A 14411-nucleotide genomic window follows, 5' to 3' on the forward strand; every position below is an offset into this window, starting at 1 on the left:
AGAACTGCGCGGCGTCCAGCAGGTAGAGCGACTCGCTGCCGGCCTTGACCGAGGCGGTCAGGGAGTGGATGCGCGGCAGCAGGCGGGCGAAGTAGAAGCGCGCCGTGCCGAGCTTGCTGGCGTAGAACTCGTCCTGGACTTCCTTGCCCAGGGCCGCGCGGGCCATCAGCGCCCACATGTAGGCATAGGCGGTGTAGCCGAACACGTGGAGGTATTCCACCGAGGCGGCGCCGATCTCGTTGGGGTTGGTCTTGGCGCGGTCCAGGACCCAGGCGGTCAGCTCGTCGAGATTGGCGATGGCGGCCTTCAGCGGCTCGACGAATTCGCTCAGCTCGGCGGAGGCGCCACTGGCGAAGGCTTTGATCTCGTCGGCGAAGTGCTGGTAGAACGCGCCGCCGCTGCCCACCACCTTGCGGCCCATCAGGTCGAGGGCCTGGATGCCGTTGGTGCCTTCGTAGATCTGGGTGATGCGCACGTCGCGCACCAGTTGCTCCTGGCCCCACTCACGGATGAAGCCGTGGCCGCCGAAGACCTGCTGGCCGTGGACGGTGGTTTCCAGGCCGAGGTCGGTGAGGAAGGCCTTGGCCACCGGGGTCAGCAGGGCGACCATTTCCTCGGCGCGCTTGCGCACCGCGGCGTCCTCGCTGAACTTGGCGGTGTCCAGCTGCATGGCGACGTAGCTGGAGAAGGCGCGGCCGCCCTCGTTGGCGGCTTTCATGGTCAGCAGCATGCGGCGTACATCGGGGTGCACGATGATCGGGTCGGCGGCCTTGTCCTTGGCGACCGGGCCGGTCGGCGCCCGGCTCTGGATGCGCTCGCGGGCGTATTCCACGGCGCTCTGGTAGGAGCGCTCGCCGGAGGCCAGGCCCTGGATGCCGACGCCCAGGCGCTCGTAGTTCATCATGGTGAACATGGCGGCCAGGCCCTTGTTCGGCGCATCGACGATGTAGCCGGTGGCGCCGTCGAAGTTCATCACGCAGGTGGCCGAGGCCTTGATGCCCATCTTGTGCTCGATGGAGCCGCAGGACACCGCGTTCTGCTCGCCCAGCGAGCCGTCGGCGTTGACCATCACCTTGGGCACCAGGAACAGCGAGATGCCCTTCGGACCGGCCGGGGCGTCCGGCAGCTTGGCCAGCACCAGGTGGATGATGTTCTCGGTCAGGTCGTGCTCGCCGCCGGTGATGAAGATCTTGGTGCCGCTGATCTTGTAGCTGCCGTCGGCCTGGGGTTCGGCCTTGGTGCGGATGATGCCGAGGTCGGTGCCGGCATGGGGTTCGGTCAGGCACATGGACCCGGCCCAGACACCCGCGTACATGTTCGGCAGGTACTTTTCCTTCAGCTCGTCGCTGGCATGGGCGTTGAGCGACAGGCAGGCGCCGGCGGTCAGCATCGGGTAGAGGCCGAAGGACAGGTTGGCCGCGTTGACCATCTCTTCCACCTGCGCGGAGATCACCTTGGGCATGCCCATGCCGCCGTAGACGGGGTCACCGCCCACGCCGACCCAGCCGCCTTCGGCGTAGGTCTTGTAGGCCGCGGGGAAACCAGCCGGGGTGCTCACGGCACCGTCCTTCCACTGGCAGCCTTCTTCGTCGCCGCTGCGGTTCAGCGGGGCGATGACGCCGCCGGTGACCTTGCCGGCCTCCTCGAGGATGGCGGCAGCGGTGTCGACGTCGACCACTTCGGTCAGGGCCGGCAGCTCCGCCCAGAGCTTGGCAACCTCGAAGACTTCGTTGAGGACGAAGCGCATATCGCGCAGGGGCGCTTTGTAGTCAGCCATGTGCAAACCTCGTAAACACTCACAGGTGGCCAAGGGCGGCCGGTTTCACGGATAAGGCCAGAAGTGTACATGAACAACATTTAAGACACATAGAGTCTTAACGTGACTGAATAAAACAAAGTAGTCACGCACTTCTCTGTCCATCAAAAAGGCCCGCGCGGGGCGGGCCTTACGACCGTCGATAGGCTGGCTACAGAGAGAAGTTCTCCGCCGGCAGCTGCATCAGGCAGTCGCTGCCCGCCTCCACCGCAGCCCGGTGGGCCTCGGTACGCGGCAGCAGGCGCTTGAAGTAGAAGTCGCAGGTGGCCAGCTTGGTCTGATAGTAGGCGCTGTCACCCTCGCCCGCCTGCAGCTTGCCGTCGGCGACCAGGGCCATGCGCAACCAGAAGTAGGCCAGGGTGATGTAGCCGGAATACATCAGGTAATCCAGCGCAGCTGCGCCCACTTCGTCGGGGTTCTTCATCGCGGCCATGCCGACCTTCTGGGTCAGCTCGCCCCATTGCTGGTTGAGGCGCGCCAGTTCGGCGGCCTGGGCTTTCAGGCGCGGGTGTTCGGCCTGGGCCAGGCAGAACTTGTGGATCAGTTTGGTGAAGCCGCGCAGCAGCTTGCCCTGGCTGCCCAGCACCTTGCGCCCGAGCAGGTCCAGCGCCTGGATCCCGTTGGTGCCTTCGTAGATCGGGGCGATGCGGCAGTCACGCACCAGTTGTTCCATGCCCCATTCGCGGATGTAGCCATGGCCGCCGAACACCTGCATGCCGAGGTTGGTAGCTTCCAGGCCGGACTCGGTCATGAAGGCCTTGCAGATGGGGGTGAGGAAGGCCAGCAGGTTTTCCGCTTCCTCACGGGCGGCGGCGTCCTCGCTGCGGTGGGCGATATCCAGCTGCTGGGCGGTGAAGTAGGCCAGGGCGCGATTGCCTTCATTAAAGGCCTTCATGGTCAGCAGCATGCGGCGCACGTCGGGGTGGACGATGATCGGGTCGGCGGCCTTGTCCGGCGCCTTGGGCCCGGTCAGGGCACGCATCTGCAGGCGGTCGTTGGCGTAGCGCACAGCGCCCTGGTAGCTGGCCTCACCCAGGCAGAGCCCCTGCATGCCGGTGCCCAGGCGCGCGTGGTTCATCATGGTGAACATGCAGTTGAGGCCCTTGTTGGCCTCGCCGATGAGGAAGCCCGTGGCGCCGTCGAAGTTCATCACGCAGGTGGCGGAAGCCTTGATGCCCATCTTGTGTTCGATGGAGCCGCAGCTCACCGCGTTGCGCTCGCCCACGCCTTCACCGGCCGGGAGGAACTTGGGCACGATGAACAGGGAAATGCCTTTGGTCCCGGCTGGTGCGTCGGGCAGCTTGGCCAGTACCAGGTGGACGATGTTCTCGCTCATGTCGTGCTCGCCGGCGGAGATGAAGATCTTGGTGCCGGAGATCGCGTAGCTGCCGTCGGCCTGAGGCACGGCGCGGGTCTTGATGATGCCGAGGTCGGTGCCGCAATGGGGCTCGGTCAGGCACATGGTGCCGGTCCAGCGGCCTTCGGTGAGGCGGGTCAGGTACGTCTGCTTCTGCTCTTCGCTGCCGTGGGCGTGGATCGCCGACATGGCGCCGTGGGTCAGGCCGGGATACATGGCCCAGGACTGGTTGGCCGAGGCGACCATCTCGCTGATGATCAACCCGAGGGAGAGCGGCAGCCCCTGGCCACCATAGGCCGGGTCGGCGGCCAGGCCGTTCCAGCCACCCTCGACGTACTGGGCGAAGGCTTCCTTGAAGCCCTTGGGCGTGGTCACCACGCCGTCGCGCCACTGGCACTCCTCTTCGTCGCCGGAGCGGTTGATCGGCGACAGCACCTGCTCGCAGAACTTGGCGCCCTCCTCGAGGATGGCGGCGACCATGTCCGGGGTGGCGTCGCTGGCGCCCAGGGCCGCGTAGCTGGCCGGGTAGTCGAAGACTTCGTCAGTGAGGAAGCTGATGTCGCGCAGAGGGGCCTTGTATTCGGGCATGGCAGATTCTCCTTGGAAGGGCAGCACTCGAACCATCGACCCTACTGCGCGCCCGCCCTGCCCACAACAACGCTGCCGCTGCTGAATGCAGCGTCATAACCACCCCGTCCCGCAGCTTGCGCGGGAAACGAAAAAGCCCGCCGGATGGCGGGCTCTTTCTACAGCGCTTGAACCTTAGTAACCCAGGGCGAAGTCTTCTTCGGCCAGGTCCATCAGGTTGTTGGCGCCGGACAGCATGGTTTCCACGTGCGCGCGGGTACGCGGCAGGATGCGCTTGAAGTAGAAACGCGCGGTCTGCAGCTTGGCCTTGTAGAAAGCCGTGTCGCCGGTGCCTTCAGCCAGCTTCTCGGCGGCCAGGCGGGCGATGTCGGCCCAGAAGTAGGCCAGGCAGGCGTAACCGGAGTACATCAGGTAATCCACCGAAGCAGCACCGACTTCCTCGCGGTCCTTCATGGCGGCCATGCCGACCTTCATGGTCAGGTCGCCCCACTCCTTGTTCAGCTTGGCCAGGGGCTCGACGAATTCCTTGACGGCTTCGTTGCCTTCGTTGGCCTGGCAGAACTTGTGCACGATCTTGGTGAATCCCTTCAGCGCCTCGCCCTGGGTCATGAGGATCTTGCGACCCAGCAGGTCCAGTGCCTGGATGCCGGTGGTGCCTTCGTACAGCATGGAGATACGGCTGTCGCGGACGTTCTGCTCCATGCCCCACTCGGCGATGAAGCCGTGGCCGCCATAGATCTGCACGCCGTGGTTGGCCGACTCGAAGCCGACTTCGGTCATGAACGCCTTGGCGATCGGAGTCAGGAAGGCCAGCAGTGCGTCGGCGGCTTTCTTCTGCTCTTCGTCCTGGCTGTACTTGACGATGTCCACTTGCTTGGCGGTGAAGTAGACCATGGCGCGGTTGCCTTCGGCGAAGGCCTTCATGGTCAGCAGCATGCGGCGCACGTCCGGATGCACGATGATCGGGTCGGCCGCCTTGTCCGGAGCTTTCGGGCCGGTCAGGGCGCGCATCTGCAGACGCTCACGGGCGTACTTGATGCCGCCCTGGAAACCGATCTCGGCGTGGGCCAGGCCTTGCAGCGCGGTACCCAGGCGAGCGGTGTTCATGAAGGTGAACATGCAGTTCAGGCCCTTGTTCGCCGGGCCGATGAGGTAGCCGGTGGCGCCGTCGAAGTTCATCACGCAGGTGGCGTTGCCGTGGATGCCCATCTTGTGCTCGATGGAGCCGCAGGAAACGGCGTTGCGCTCGCCAGCGGAACCGTCGGCGGTCGGCATGAACTTCGGCACGATGAACAGGGAAATGCCTTTGGTGCCGGCCGGAGCATCGGGCAGGCGGGCCAGGACGATATGGACGATGTTGTCGGCCATGTCGTGTTCACCGGCGGAGATGAAGATCTTGGTGCCAGAGACTTTGTAGGAACCATCGGCCTGAGGCTCGGCCTTGGTGCGCAACATGCCCAGGTCGGTACCGCAGTGCGGCTCGGTCAGGCACATGGTGCCGGTCCACTCGCCGGAGACCAGCTTGGTCAGGTAGGTGTGCTTCTGCTCGTCGGTGCCGTGGGCGGACAGGGTGTTCATCGCGCCGTGGGACAGGCCGGGGTACATGCCCCAGGACCAGTTGGCCTCGCCGACCATCTCGCTGATGGCCAGGCCGAGGGACTCGGGCAGGCCCTGGCCGCCGTGGTCGACGTCGTGGGCCAGGCTCGGCCAGCCGCCTTCGACGAACTGCTTGTAGGCTTCCTTGAAGCCGGTCGGGGTCTTCACGCCGGACTCGCTCCAGGTGCAGCCCTCGGTGTCACCCACACGGTTCAGCGGAGCGATTACCTGCTCGCAAAACTTGGCGCCCTCTTCGAGGATGGCGTTGACCATGTCCGGGGTGGCGTCCTGGCAGCCAGGCAGGCTCTGATAATGCGCTTCGTAGCCGAGCAGTTCGTCGCGGACGAAACGAATATCACGCAAGGGGGCCTTGTAATCAGGCATAGCGGTAAACCTCTGCGGTGGGTTCCTAGTTCAGCTGACCGGAGCGCCGGTCGCTTGCTGCATCTGGTAAGCGATTGCCGAAGCAATCAAACAGGCGTTTGAAACATACGTTTACCCCAAAACCTTGTCAAGCGTCCCGTCCGACCGACCGGTCACGCACCTGAGCAGGCAGCCGCCCTGTCTCAGACAGTAAAGATCAAGAAACAGTGGGACAGCGCCCGGCCGGAAGCAGGAACGAGGGAGGAGTTCGGAAAGGGCTGGACCGGCCCGGGAAGCGATCAGGCTTGGGTGTCGATCAAGGTACCGAGCACGGCGTCGGCGGTTTCGATGACTCTGGCGCCGGCCTGGGCCTGGACCTTGCCGACTTCCAGGGCGACCAGGCTGGTGGCCAGGTCGGCGGCTTCCGCCTGCGGCTGGTCGACTCGGCGCAGGCTGCTGCCGGCGATATCGCCAGCGGCCTGGTCGATACGACGCTGGCCGGACTGGATGGCGCCGAGGCCGGCGCTGAAGGTACCCTGGATTTCCATGGCGGACACCGAAGGTGGAAGGGCGTTGCGGGCAATTGAAGCAGCCGAACCAACGCCGCGCAATCCGGCCTAGACGTAGTAGGAGCGAGCTTGCTCGCGAACGTTCCCGGCAAGGGCTTCGCGAGCAAGCTCGCTCCTACCCGGCAATCCGCAGCAGTGGAGAGAGTTTGAGGAACGCCGCCACCGCCGCGGGCGTCGCGTCGGCCAGGCGCGGCACGCGGCCAAGGCAGGGGGCGGGCAGGCGTTCGCCCAGTGTGGCCAGGTTCTCCTCCAGGCGCGAGGTGGCCGGGTCCACCACATTGGCCACCCAGCCCGCCAGGGTCAGGCCATCGCGGAGGATCGCCTCGGCGGTCAGCAGCGCATGGTTGATGCAGCCCAGGCGCACGCCTACCACCAGAATCACTGGCAGGCCGAGGGCGATGGGCAGGTCGGACAGGCTGGCCGAACCGGCCAGGGGCACGCGCCAACCACCGGCGCCTTCCACCAGGCTGAAGTCGGCGCCCTTGGCCAATACCTGGCGCACCGGACCGGCCAGGGCTTCCACATCCAGTTCGACACCCGCCTCCCGCGCCGCCAGGTGCGGGGCGATGGCCGGGGCAAAGGCCAGCGGGTTGACCTCGTCATAAACCAGCGGCAGCGAGCATTCGCCCAGAAGCGCCAAGGCGTCGCCGTTGCGCAGGCCTTCTGCCGTCGGCTCGCAGCCGGAGGCCACCGGCTTGGCCGCCGCGGTGGACAGTCCAACGGCCCGCGCGGCGTGCAGCAGGCCGGCGGCGATGGTTGTCTTGCCGATTTCGGTATCGGTGCCGGTGACGAAGTAAGCCACCGCCATATCAGTCTTCCTTCTTCAGCACGCCGTACACCACCTGGTAGGTGGCGGGCAGCCCCTGGGGCTGGCGGAAGCGCTCGTACGCCTCCACCAGCGCGAGGATGCGCGCGCGTCCGGTGAGCCCTCCGGGCCGTCCGGGATTGAGATTGTGCGCGCCCAGGGCCTTGAGTTCATGGGTAAGGCTGCGCAGGTCGGGGTAATGCAGGACCTCCGGCTGGCTGCTCAGGTCCAGCGGCAACAGGCCTGAGGCGGCGCAGAGGTCCTGGTAGTCCTCCAGGCGGCGGAAGCGATTGACGTGAACGAAGCCGTCCACCGCATGCCAGCTGTCGCGCAGTTCCTGCAGGGTGCCGACGCAGAGGCTGCTGAACGCGAAGATGCCGCCCCGCTGCAGCACGCGGCGGGCCTCGGCGAGCACGGCGGCGAAGTCCGCGCACCACTGCACGGCGAGGCTGGAGAAGATCAGCTGCTGGGTGTTGCCCGCCAGCGGCAGGTGCTCGGCATCGCCGGCGATGAAACGCTTGGCGCCACCCTGTGGGCGGGCATGGCGCAGCATGCCTTCGGCGATATCCAGGGCCAGGCCTTCGGCGGCGGGAAAGCGCCCGGCCAGGGCGCGAGAGAAATGTCCTGTGCCGCAACCCAGATCGAGCCAATGTTGCGGCGCGAAGCCATCCGGCAAGCGGCGCAGTAGCTCGTTGCCGACGGCACGCTGCAGGGCGGCGACGCTGTCGTAGCTGTCCGCCGCGCGGGAGAAGGAAGCCGCCACCTGACGCTTGTCCGGCAATTGGCCCTCGGCTTCGACTGCGATCCTTGGATCAGACATCGTCACCCTCACGCATGAAGCCGAGGATGGCCGCCGCCACCTCTTCCGGCCGCTCCAGCGGCAGGCCGTGGCTGGCCTCCTCGAAGACCTGCACCTCGACGTCCGGCAGCCACTCCAGCAGGGCCTTGGCGGCGGCGGCCGGCACCAGCGCATCGCGGCCGGAGAACAGATGCAGTTGCGGCCCGCCGTAACCTTGCAGTGCCGCGCGGGTATCCAGCACGTCCAGCAGGCGCAGGCCGGCATCCAGCACCTTGGGCTCGGTCGGCAGCTGGGTGACCTGCAGCTGGCGCGCCAGGGTGCGGGCATCCCGCGCGCCCTGGGCAACCAGTATGGTGAAGCGCTTGAGGGTCAGGCCGGGGTCGAGCCGGCAGGCCTCGTGAAAAGCCGCGAAGACTTCCTGGGACATGGCGCAGGGCCAGTCGTCGCGGTCGCGGAAGCTCAGGTTGCTGCACAGGCCGATCAGCCCGCGGCAGGCGTCGCCACGGCGCGCGGCCAGTTGCGCCGCCAGCATGCCGCCGAGGGACCAGCCGGCCAGCCAACTGTCGCGGGGCAGGCGCGCATCCAGTTCGTCGAGCCAGGCGCCGGCCTGGTCCAGGGTTGGCAGCGGCTCGATCTCCACCGCCAGGTGCGGCGCTAGTTCCTGCAAGGCTTCGCGAAGAGGTTCGAGGGCGGCCGGGCCGATCGCCCAGCCCGGCAGCAGAATCAGGTGTTCACGCATCGATGGCTTCCTCCTTCGCCAGGATTGCCCAGCATTCAGCCAGGGCGCTCAGCAAAGATTCAAGCTGCTCTTCGCTATGGGCGGCGGAGAAGGTGACGCGCAGGCGCGCACTGCCGGCCGGCACGGTAGGCGGCCGAATGGCACCGACCAGGATGCCGCGATCGCGCAGCAAGGCGGAAAGCTTCAGCGCGCGGGCGCTATCGCCGACGAGGATGGGCTGGATGGGCGTCGGGCTGTCCATCAGGGTCAGGCCGATTTCCGCCGCGCCCTCACGGAAACGCCGGATCAGCTTGTCCAGATGCTCGCGGCGCCAGCTCTCGCGCTGCAATAGTTCCAGGCTCTTCAAGGTGGCGCAGGCCACGGCGGGCGGCTGGCTGGTGGTGTAGATGTAGGGCCGGGCGAACTGGATCAGGGTCTCGATCAGCTCCTCGCTGCCGGCGACGAAGGCGCCCGCAGTGCCGAAGGCCTTGCCCAGGGTGCCCACCAGCACCTGCACGTCGTCCTGGCCCAGGCCGAAGTGCTCGACAATGCCGCCGCCAGTGGCGCCAAGGGGGCCGAAACCGTGGGCGTCGTCCACCATCACCCAGGCGCCCTTCTTCCGCGCCTCCTGGCACAGCGCCGGCAGGTCGGCGAGGTCGCCGTCCATGCTGAACACGCCGTCGGTGACTACCAGGGTATTGCCTTCGGCCTTTTCCAGGCGGCCGGCCAGGCTGGCGGCATCGTTGTGCAGGTAGCGGGAGAAGCGCGCCCCGGAAAGCAAACCGGCATCCAGCAATGAAGCGTGGTTGAGGCGGTCTTCCAGCACCGTATCGCCCTTGCCCACCAGCGCGGTGACGGCTCCCAGGTTGGCCATGTAGCCGGTGGAGAACAGCAGCGCACGAGGACGGCCGGTGAATTCGGCCAGTGCCAGCTCCAGCTCGTGGTGCGGGCCGCTGTGGCCGATCACCAGGTGCGAGGCCCCCCCACCGGCGCCCCACTTTTCCGCGCCATCGCGCAGCGCACGGGCCACCTCGGGATGGCTGGCCAAGCCCAGGTAGTCGTTGGAACAGAAGGCCAGCATGGGCCGGCCATCGACCAGCACCTCAGGCCCCTGCGGGCTCTCCAGCAACGGGCGCTGGCGGTAGAGGTTGTCCGCATGGCGAGCGGCAAGGCGGGAGGCGAGATCAAAAGGCATGGGCAGTTCGGTTTTTCGTAGGAGCCAGCTTGCTGGCGAACCTGCAGGAGCCGCAAAGGGTTCGCGAGCAAGAACTCGGCGTCCCCCTCGCTCCTACAGGGTTCGGTGACGCGGTATCAGGCGGATGCGGCGTCGTAGAACAGCTGCGAGTCGCGCTGCTCCACCAGGGCCTGCTCGATGGCGGCCTGGTGCACTTCGTCGGCGTGCTCTTCGCGCTCTTCGGGCTTGATGCCGAGGCGGGCGAACAGCTGCATGTCCTTCTCGGCCTGGGGGTTGGTGGTGGTCAGCAGCTTCTCGCCGTAGAAGATCGAGTTGGCGCCGGCCATGAAAGCCAGGGCCTGCATCTGCTCGTTCATCTGCTCGCGGCCGGCGGACAGGCGCACGTGGGACTTCGGCATCATGATGCGCGCCACCGCCAGGGTGCGGATGAAGTCGAACGGATCGACGTCCTTCTCTTCCGCCAGCGGGGTGCCCTTCACTTTCACCAGCATGTTGATCGGCACCGACTCCGGGTGTTCCGGCAGGTTGGCCAGCTGGATCAGCAGGCCGGCGCGGTCGTCCACCGACTCGCCCATGCCGAGGATGCCGCCGGAGCAGATTTTCATCCCCGCCTCGCGCACGTAGGCCAGGGTCTGCAGACGCTCGCTGTAGGTGCGGGTGGTGATGATGTTGCCGTAGAACTCCGGCGAGGTGTCCAGGTTGTGGTTGTAGTAGTCCAGGCCCGCCTCGGCCAGCGACTGGGTCTGCTCCTGGGTCAACTTGCCCAGGGTCATGCAGGTCTCAAGGCCGAGTTTCTTCACGCCTTTGACCATTTCCAGGACATAGGGCATGTCCTTGGCCGACGGATGCTTCCAGGCGGCGCCCATGCAGAAGCGGGTCGAACCGATGGCCTTGGCCTCGGCGGCGGCCTGCAGGACCTTCTGCACTTCCATCAGCTTTTCCTTGTCCAGGCCGGTGTTGTAGTGGCCGGACTGCGGGCAGTACTTGCAGTCTTCCGGGCAGGCGCCGGTCTTGATCGACAGCAGGGTGGAAACCTGTACCCGGTTCGGGTCGAAGTGCGCGCGATGAACGGTCTGGGCCTGGAACAGCAGGTCGTTGAACGGCTGCTCGAACAGAGCCTTCACCTCGGCGAGGGACCAATCGTGACGGGTAGCGATGGATGCGGTTGCACTCATGGAGGTTTCCTTCGACGCTTGTGTGGCGCCTCTTGTCAGGGATACCCGGACGTGAAGTCCGGGAATTCAGGCTCAGGGCATCATAAGTGGAGATGCGACGCTGTCAACCATGTTCGCGACACAGGTCGACATCTGATCATTTATTGATCACGCCTTCCCTTACACCAGGACAGGTCGCGCGGACCTGGCGAAACGCATGGTGGCAGCGTATACGCCCGCCGAGACCAGGAAGGTCAGCGGCGCCGAGAACGACTGCAGCACACCACCGGCCTGCATCAGTGCGAAGCCCAGCAGCACGCCGCAAAACCAGGCGGCCAGCCCCGCAGCATTCAGGTTGGGGGAATCGGTCACCAGGGCCGCGCCCTTGCCGAGGATGTGCGCCAGCGCCACGCCGACCCAGGCCACCACGAACACGCCCTGCCAGGCCAAAGCCTTGAGCAGCCAGGCGAAGACGTCCGCCAGCATCAATCCGTAGACCACCGCCCCCGCCACCAGGGCCCAGGCCAGGCGCGATTGACGCAGGCGCAGCAGGTCGCCGAAGAAGGCCTGCATGTTCACCGTGGCCAGGTAGTAATTGGCGGTGTTGATCCGCGTCTGGGTGACCCAGACGAACAGCAGGCCCCAGATGCCCATGAGCTGGAGGATGGCCAGCACCACCGTCACTTCGCTCAGCTCGCCCTGGCGCGGGATGCTCGCGGCGAGGTAGATGCCGGCCATGCCGTTGAGCAGGAAGGTCACCAGGTAGAAGGGCATGCCGAAATTCCAGCGGCCGTGGTAGCGGGCATCTCCCGGCTTGCCGAAACGGGCGTAGTCGAAGGTGAACATCATCAGCACCCACACGCCCATGTAGGCGGTGAAGCAATCCCACCAGCCGGTGGACGAAGGCGCGGCGGGGCCGAAGTCCAGCCACTGCGGCTGGTAGCCGTACTCGCCGATGGACAGCGCCACGGCGGCCAGCAGGCCGAACAGGTAGAAGGGCAGCAGCACGCCGTTGAACTTGTCCAGCCAGTTCTGCACGCTGCCGAAGATCAGCGGCACGCTGTACAGCACCACCAGCAGGGCCGCCACGGGGTAGGAAATTGAGGGGTAGAGATGGTTGAACGCCACGGCGATCACCGAGCCCTCGAAGACCGCGTAGTAGATCGCCGTGGAGAAGAAGATCAGCGTCGCCAGGGAGGCGCCGAGGCGGCCGAACAGCACGCGGGAAAACAGCGCCACGGAAAGGCCGCTGCGCACGGCGAAGCGGCTGATCACCGCGTTGACCAGGCCGTAGCAGACCACCGAGAGCAACATGCCGATGATCGCGTTGCGCGCGCCATAGGCCAGCGCCAGCGAGGCGCCGACCACGATGTAGAACATGGCGCTGCACACGGCCCACCAGGCCATGGTCAGCGAAAACTTGCCCATGCGGGCATCGAGGGGAACGGGTTGAGTGGAAAGGTCGATGTCTTGTTCTTGTGTCGACAGGCTTGCCATCTTGGTTTCTCCACAAGATGAAATCCGGGAATTGCGGCAGCAGGGGACCGCAGCGGCCCCCTGCACACAGGGAGCCACCGGTCGTACCGACGCGACTGTTGTTACTCAGGCAAGAAAGAAGCGGTTGAGGCGCTCGAGCTGCTGGTTGTACTGGCGGCGGGCGGCCAGGCCCTCCTCCAGGGTGATGGCGACGAAACGTGCGCGCTGGTTCGGCTGCATCTGCGCGATCAGGTTGAGGTCAGGGCTGATCACCGTGCCGATCATCGCGTAGCCGCCGCCGGACACCGCGTCCCGGTGCAGGACGATGGGCTCCAGCCCGCCAGGCACCTGGATCGAGCCGATGGGGTAGCAGGCGTCGACGATGTTCGACGGATCGGAGCCGGCGCCGAAGGGCTGCTCGCGCGGCTCGAACTCCAGCGGCGTGCCGCCCTTGAAGCGGTAGCCGGTGCGGTCGGCTTCCGAGCCCACGGTCCAGGTATCGGCGAAGAACTGCTCCGCCGCGCGGGCAGTGAGGCGATGGTGGTAGAGCCCCGGCACCACGCGCAGGGTCACCTCCCCGCCCAGCTCGATCTGCAGCGAGCGCGGCAGGGCCAGGCCTTCGCGATCCTGCGCGGAGGGCTGGCCCAGCGGCAGTTCGTCGCCGGCGGCCAGGCGTCGTCCATGGAATCCGCCGATGGCGCCCAGGCCATAGGTGGAACGACTGCCGAGCACTTCCGGCACGTCGATGCCGCCGTCGATGGCGACGTAACCACGGGCCCCGGCCTTGATGTAGTCGAAGCCCAGCACCTGGCCGGCACGGACGCGGAAGGCGGCGTCCAGCGGCATCTCGGCGCCATCCAGGCGTGGCGTCATGTGCGCACCGCAAACGGCCACCAGGGCGTCGCGCTGGAACTCCAGCTGCGGGCCGAGCAGTGTGCATTCGAGCAGCGCGGCGGTCGCCGGGTTGCCCACCAGCAGGTTGGCCGCGCGCAGGGCGTACTGGTCGAGCGCACCCGACGGCGGGATGCCCTGGTGGTAATGGCCTTCGCGGCCGGCGTCCTGCACCGAGGTGGCGAGGCCGGGTTTGAGCACCTTAATCGACATGGAGCACCTCCTGCAGGCGCTGCTTGCAGCCTTGCGGATCCTGGATGAAGGCATCCAGGTCGAAACTGACCGGGCGGATGCGCAACTGGAAGGTTCCCGCCTCGACCTCGGCCACGGCCTGGTCATAGGCGGCGCGGTCGATGGGCTTGAACTGGACGATGTCGCCCGAGCGGAAGAACACCATGGAGTCCTTCAGGTAGCCCAGGCTCTGTTGCGGGTCGTAGATGGGCGCGGGGGTGACGCCGAACATCTGGTAGCCGCCGGCGCCACGCACCGAGTAGATGCAGCCGAAGCAGCCGCCGTGGCCGAGGGTCAGTTTCGGCGTATCGGTGCGCGGGCGCAGGTACTTGGGCACCTGCAGTTGCTGCTCGCGCTCGACCATCTGGTACATGAAGGGCAGCCCGGCGACGAAGCCGACCATGGAGACGAACCAGGGCGAGCCGCTGTGGGCCTCGATGAACGCCTGCACATCGGCGAAGCCGTTGACCTTGGCCGCGTACTCCAGGTCGGTGGAGGACGGGTCCTGGTGGCGATCACGGAAGCGCATCAGCGTTTCATGGGTCCAGGGATCGTTGTAGAGCACCGGGATCTCGATGATCCGTGTCTGGATGCTGCGCTCGGCCGTGGCCTGGGCTTCCAGTTCGCGGACCTTTTCCAGCAGCACCTCAGGGGCGATCTGGTCGGGGTTGAAGCGGATCTGGAAGGAGGCGTTGGCCAGGCAGATGTCGAGCACGCCGGGCAGCGCCTGCTGCTCGACGGCGCGGGTGATCGCCATGCCGCGGAAGAAGGCTTCCAGCGACATAGATTCGGACACTTCGGCGAACAGGTGCTCGTCGCCGCCGAAGCTGTAGCGCACAGGTGCTGCGTTCAT

General features: G+C 66.3%; 12 protein-coding genes. All 12 read right to left on the minus strand.

The features are described 5' to 3' along the window. The coding region (locus tag E8F12_RS12120; RefSeq protein WP_280325482.1) for an acyl-CoA dehydrogenase C-terminal domain-containing protein at positions 1-1777 on the minus strand (1777 nt) is incomplete at its 3' end. 190 nt (positions 1778-1967) lie between these two features. Continuing rightward, complete coding sequence (locus E8F12_RS12125; protein WP_280325483.1) at positions 1968-3761, minus strand: acyl-CoA dehydrogenase C-terminal domain-containing protein; 1794 nt, start codon at positions 3759-3761, stop codon at positions 1968-1970. A gap of 174 nt (positions 3762-3935) precedes the next feature. Next, the gene (locus E8F12_RS12130) at positions 3936-5741 is read right to left on the minus strand and encodes a phenylacyl-CoA dehydrogenase (protein WP_280325485.1); all 1806 of its coding nucleotides are present in this window, start codon (positions 5739-5741) and stop codon (positions 3936-3938) included. A gap of 278 nt (positions 5742-6019) precedes the next feature. Then, the gene (locus E8F12_RS12135; RefSeq protein WP_280325487.1) at positions 6020-6268 is read right to left on the minus strand and encodes a hypothetical protein; all 249 of its coding nucleotides are present in this window, start codon (positions 6266-6268) and stop codon (positions 6020-6022) included. 136 nt (positions 6269-6404) lie between these two features. Continuing rightward, complete coding sequence (gene bioD / locus E8F12_RS12140; RefSeq protein ID WP_280325489.1) at positions 6405-7097, minus strand: dethiobiotin synthase; 693 nt, start codon at positions 7095-7097, stop codon at positions 6405-6407. Between the two features lies 1 nt (position 7098). Then, the gene (gene bioC / locus E8F12_RS12145) at positions 7099-7914 is read right to left on the minus strand and encodes a malonyl-ACP O-methyltransferase BioC (RefSeq protein ID WP_280325490.1); all 816 of its coding nucleotides are present in this window, start codon (positions 7912-7914) and stop codon (positions 7099-7101) included. Continuing rightward, the gene (locus E8F12_RS12150; RefSeq protein WP_280325491.1) at positions 7907-8632 is read right to left on the minus strand and encodes an alpha/beta fold hydrolase; all 726 of its coding nucleotides are present in this window, start codon (positions 8630-8632) and stop codon (positions 7907-7909) included. The genes bioC and E8F12_RS12150 overlap by 8 nt, the downstream gene beginning before the upstream one ends. Beyond that, the gene (bioF, locus tag E8F12_RS12155) at positions 8625-9806 is read right to left on the minus strand and encodes an 8-amino-7-oxononanoate synthase (protein WP_280325492.1); all 1182 of its coding nucleotides are present in this window, start codon (positions 9804-9806) and stop codon (positions 8625-8627) included. Before bioF ends, E8F12_RS12150 begins: the two co-directional genes overlap by 8 nt. Positions 9807-9922: 116 nt before the next feature. Continuing rightward, a complete protein-coding gene (gene bioB / locus E8F12_RS12160; RefSeq protein ID WP_280289252.1) occupies positions 9923-10981 on the minus strand; it encodes a biotin synthase BioB in 1059 nt (352 codons plus the stop codon). Between the two features lie 159 nt (positions 10982-11140). Next, positions 11141-12388 carry an allantoin permease gene (locus E8F12_RS12165; protein ID WP_280325552.1) on the minus strand — a complete coding sequence of 416 codons (1248 nt, stop codon included), beginning with the start codon at positions 12386-12388 and terminating at the stop codon, positions 11141-11143. Between the two features lie 174 nt (positions 12389-12562). Then, positions 12563-13540, minus strand: a complete 978-nt coding sequence (locus E8F12_RS12170) for a biotin-dependent carboxyltransferase family protein (RefSeq protein ID WP_280325493.1) — start codon at positions 13538-13540, stop codon at positions 12563-12565. Further along, positions 13530-14411, minus strand: coding sequence for an allophanate hydrolase subunit 1 (locus tag E8F12_RS12175; RefSeq protein WP_280325494.1), 882 nt, complete (start codon positions 14409-14411; stop codon positions 13530-13532). The genes E8F12_RS12170 and E8F12_RS12175 overlap by 11 nt, the downstream gene beginning before the upstream one ends.

This window comes from Pseudomonas sp. BN102 (assembly GCF_029871245.1).
In the GTDB taxonomy this organism is placed as follows: Bacteria; Pseudomonadota; Gammaproteobacteria; order Pseudomonadales; family Pseudomonadaceae; genus Metapseudomonas.

Bases quoted from the DNA above. Each gene is read 5' to 3' on its own strand.
- E8F12_RS12175 (WP_280325494.1), bottom strand. From the start codon at position 14,411: ATGAACGCAGCACCTGTGCGCTACAGCTTCGGCGGCGACGAGCACCTG.
- bioD (WP_280325489.1), bottom strand. From the start codon at position 7,097: ATGGCGGTGGCTTACTTCGTCACCGGCACCGATACCGAAATCGGCAAG.
- E8F12_RS12165 (WP_280325552.1), bottom strand. From the start codon at position 12,388: ATGGGCAAGTTTTCGCTGACCATGGCCTGGTGGGCCGTGTGCAGCGCC.
- E8F12_RS12125 (WP_280325483.1), bottom strand. From the start codon at position 3,761: ATGCCCGAATACAAGGCCCCTCTGCGCGACATCAGCTTCCTCACTGAC.
- E8F12_RS12150 (WP_280325491.1), bottom strand. From the start codon at position 8,632: ATGCGTGAACACCTGATTCTGCTGCCGGGCTGGGCGATCGGCCCGGCC.
- E8F12_RS12130 (WP_280325485.1), bottom strand. From the start codon at position 5,741: ATGCCTGATTACAAGGCCCCCTTGCGTGATATTCGTTTCGTCCGCGAC.
- E8F12_RS12135 (WP_280325487.1), bottom strand. From the start codon at position 6,268: ATGGAAATCCAGGGTACCTTCAGCGCCGGCCTCGGCGCCATCCAGTCC.
- bioC (WP_280325490.1), bottom strand. From the start codon at position 7,914: ATGTCTGATCCAAGGATCGCAGTCGAAGCCGAGGGCCAATTGCCGGAC.
- bioF (WP_280325492.1), bottom strand. From the start codon at position 9,806: ATGCCTTTTGATCTCGCCTCCCGCCTTGCCGCTCGCCATGCGGACAAC.
- bioB (WP_280289252.1), bottom strand. From the start codon at position 10,981: ATGAGTGCAACCGCATCCATCGCTACCCGTCACGATTGGTCCCTCGCC.
- E8F12_RS12170 (WP_280325493.1), bottom strand. From the start codon at position 13,540: ATGTCGATTAAGGTGCTCAAACCCGGCCTCGCCACCTCGGTGCAGGAC.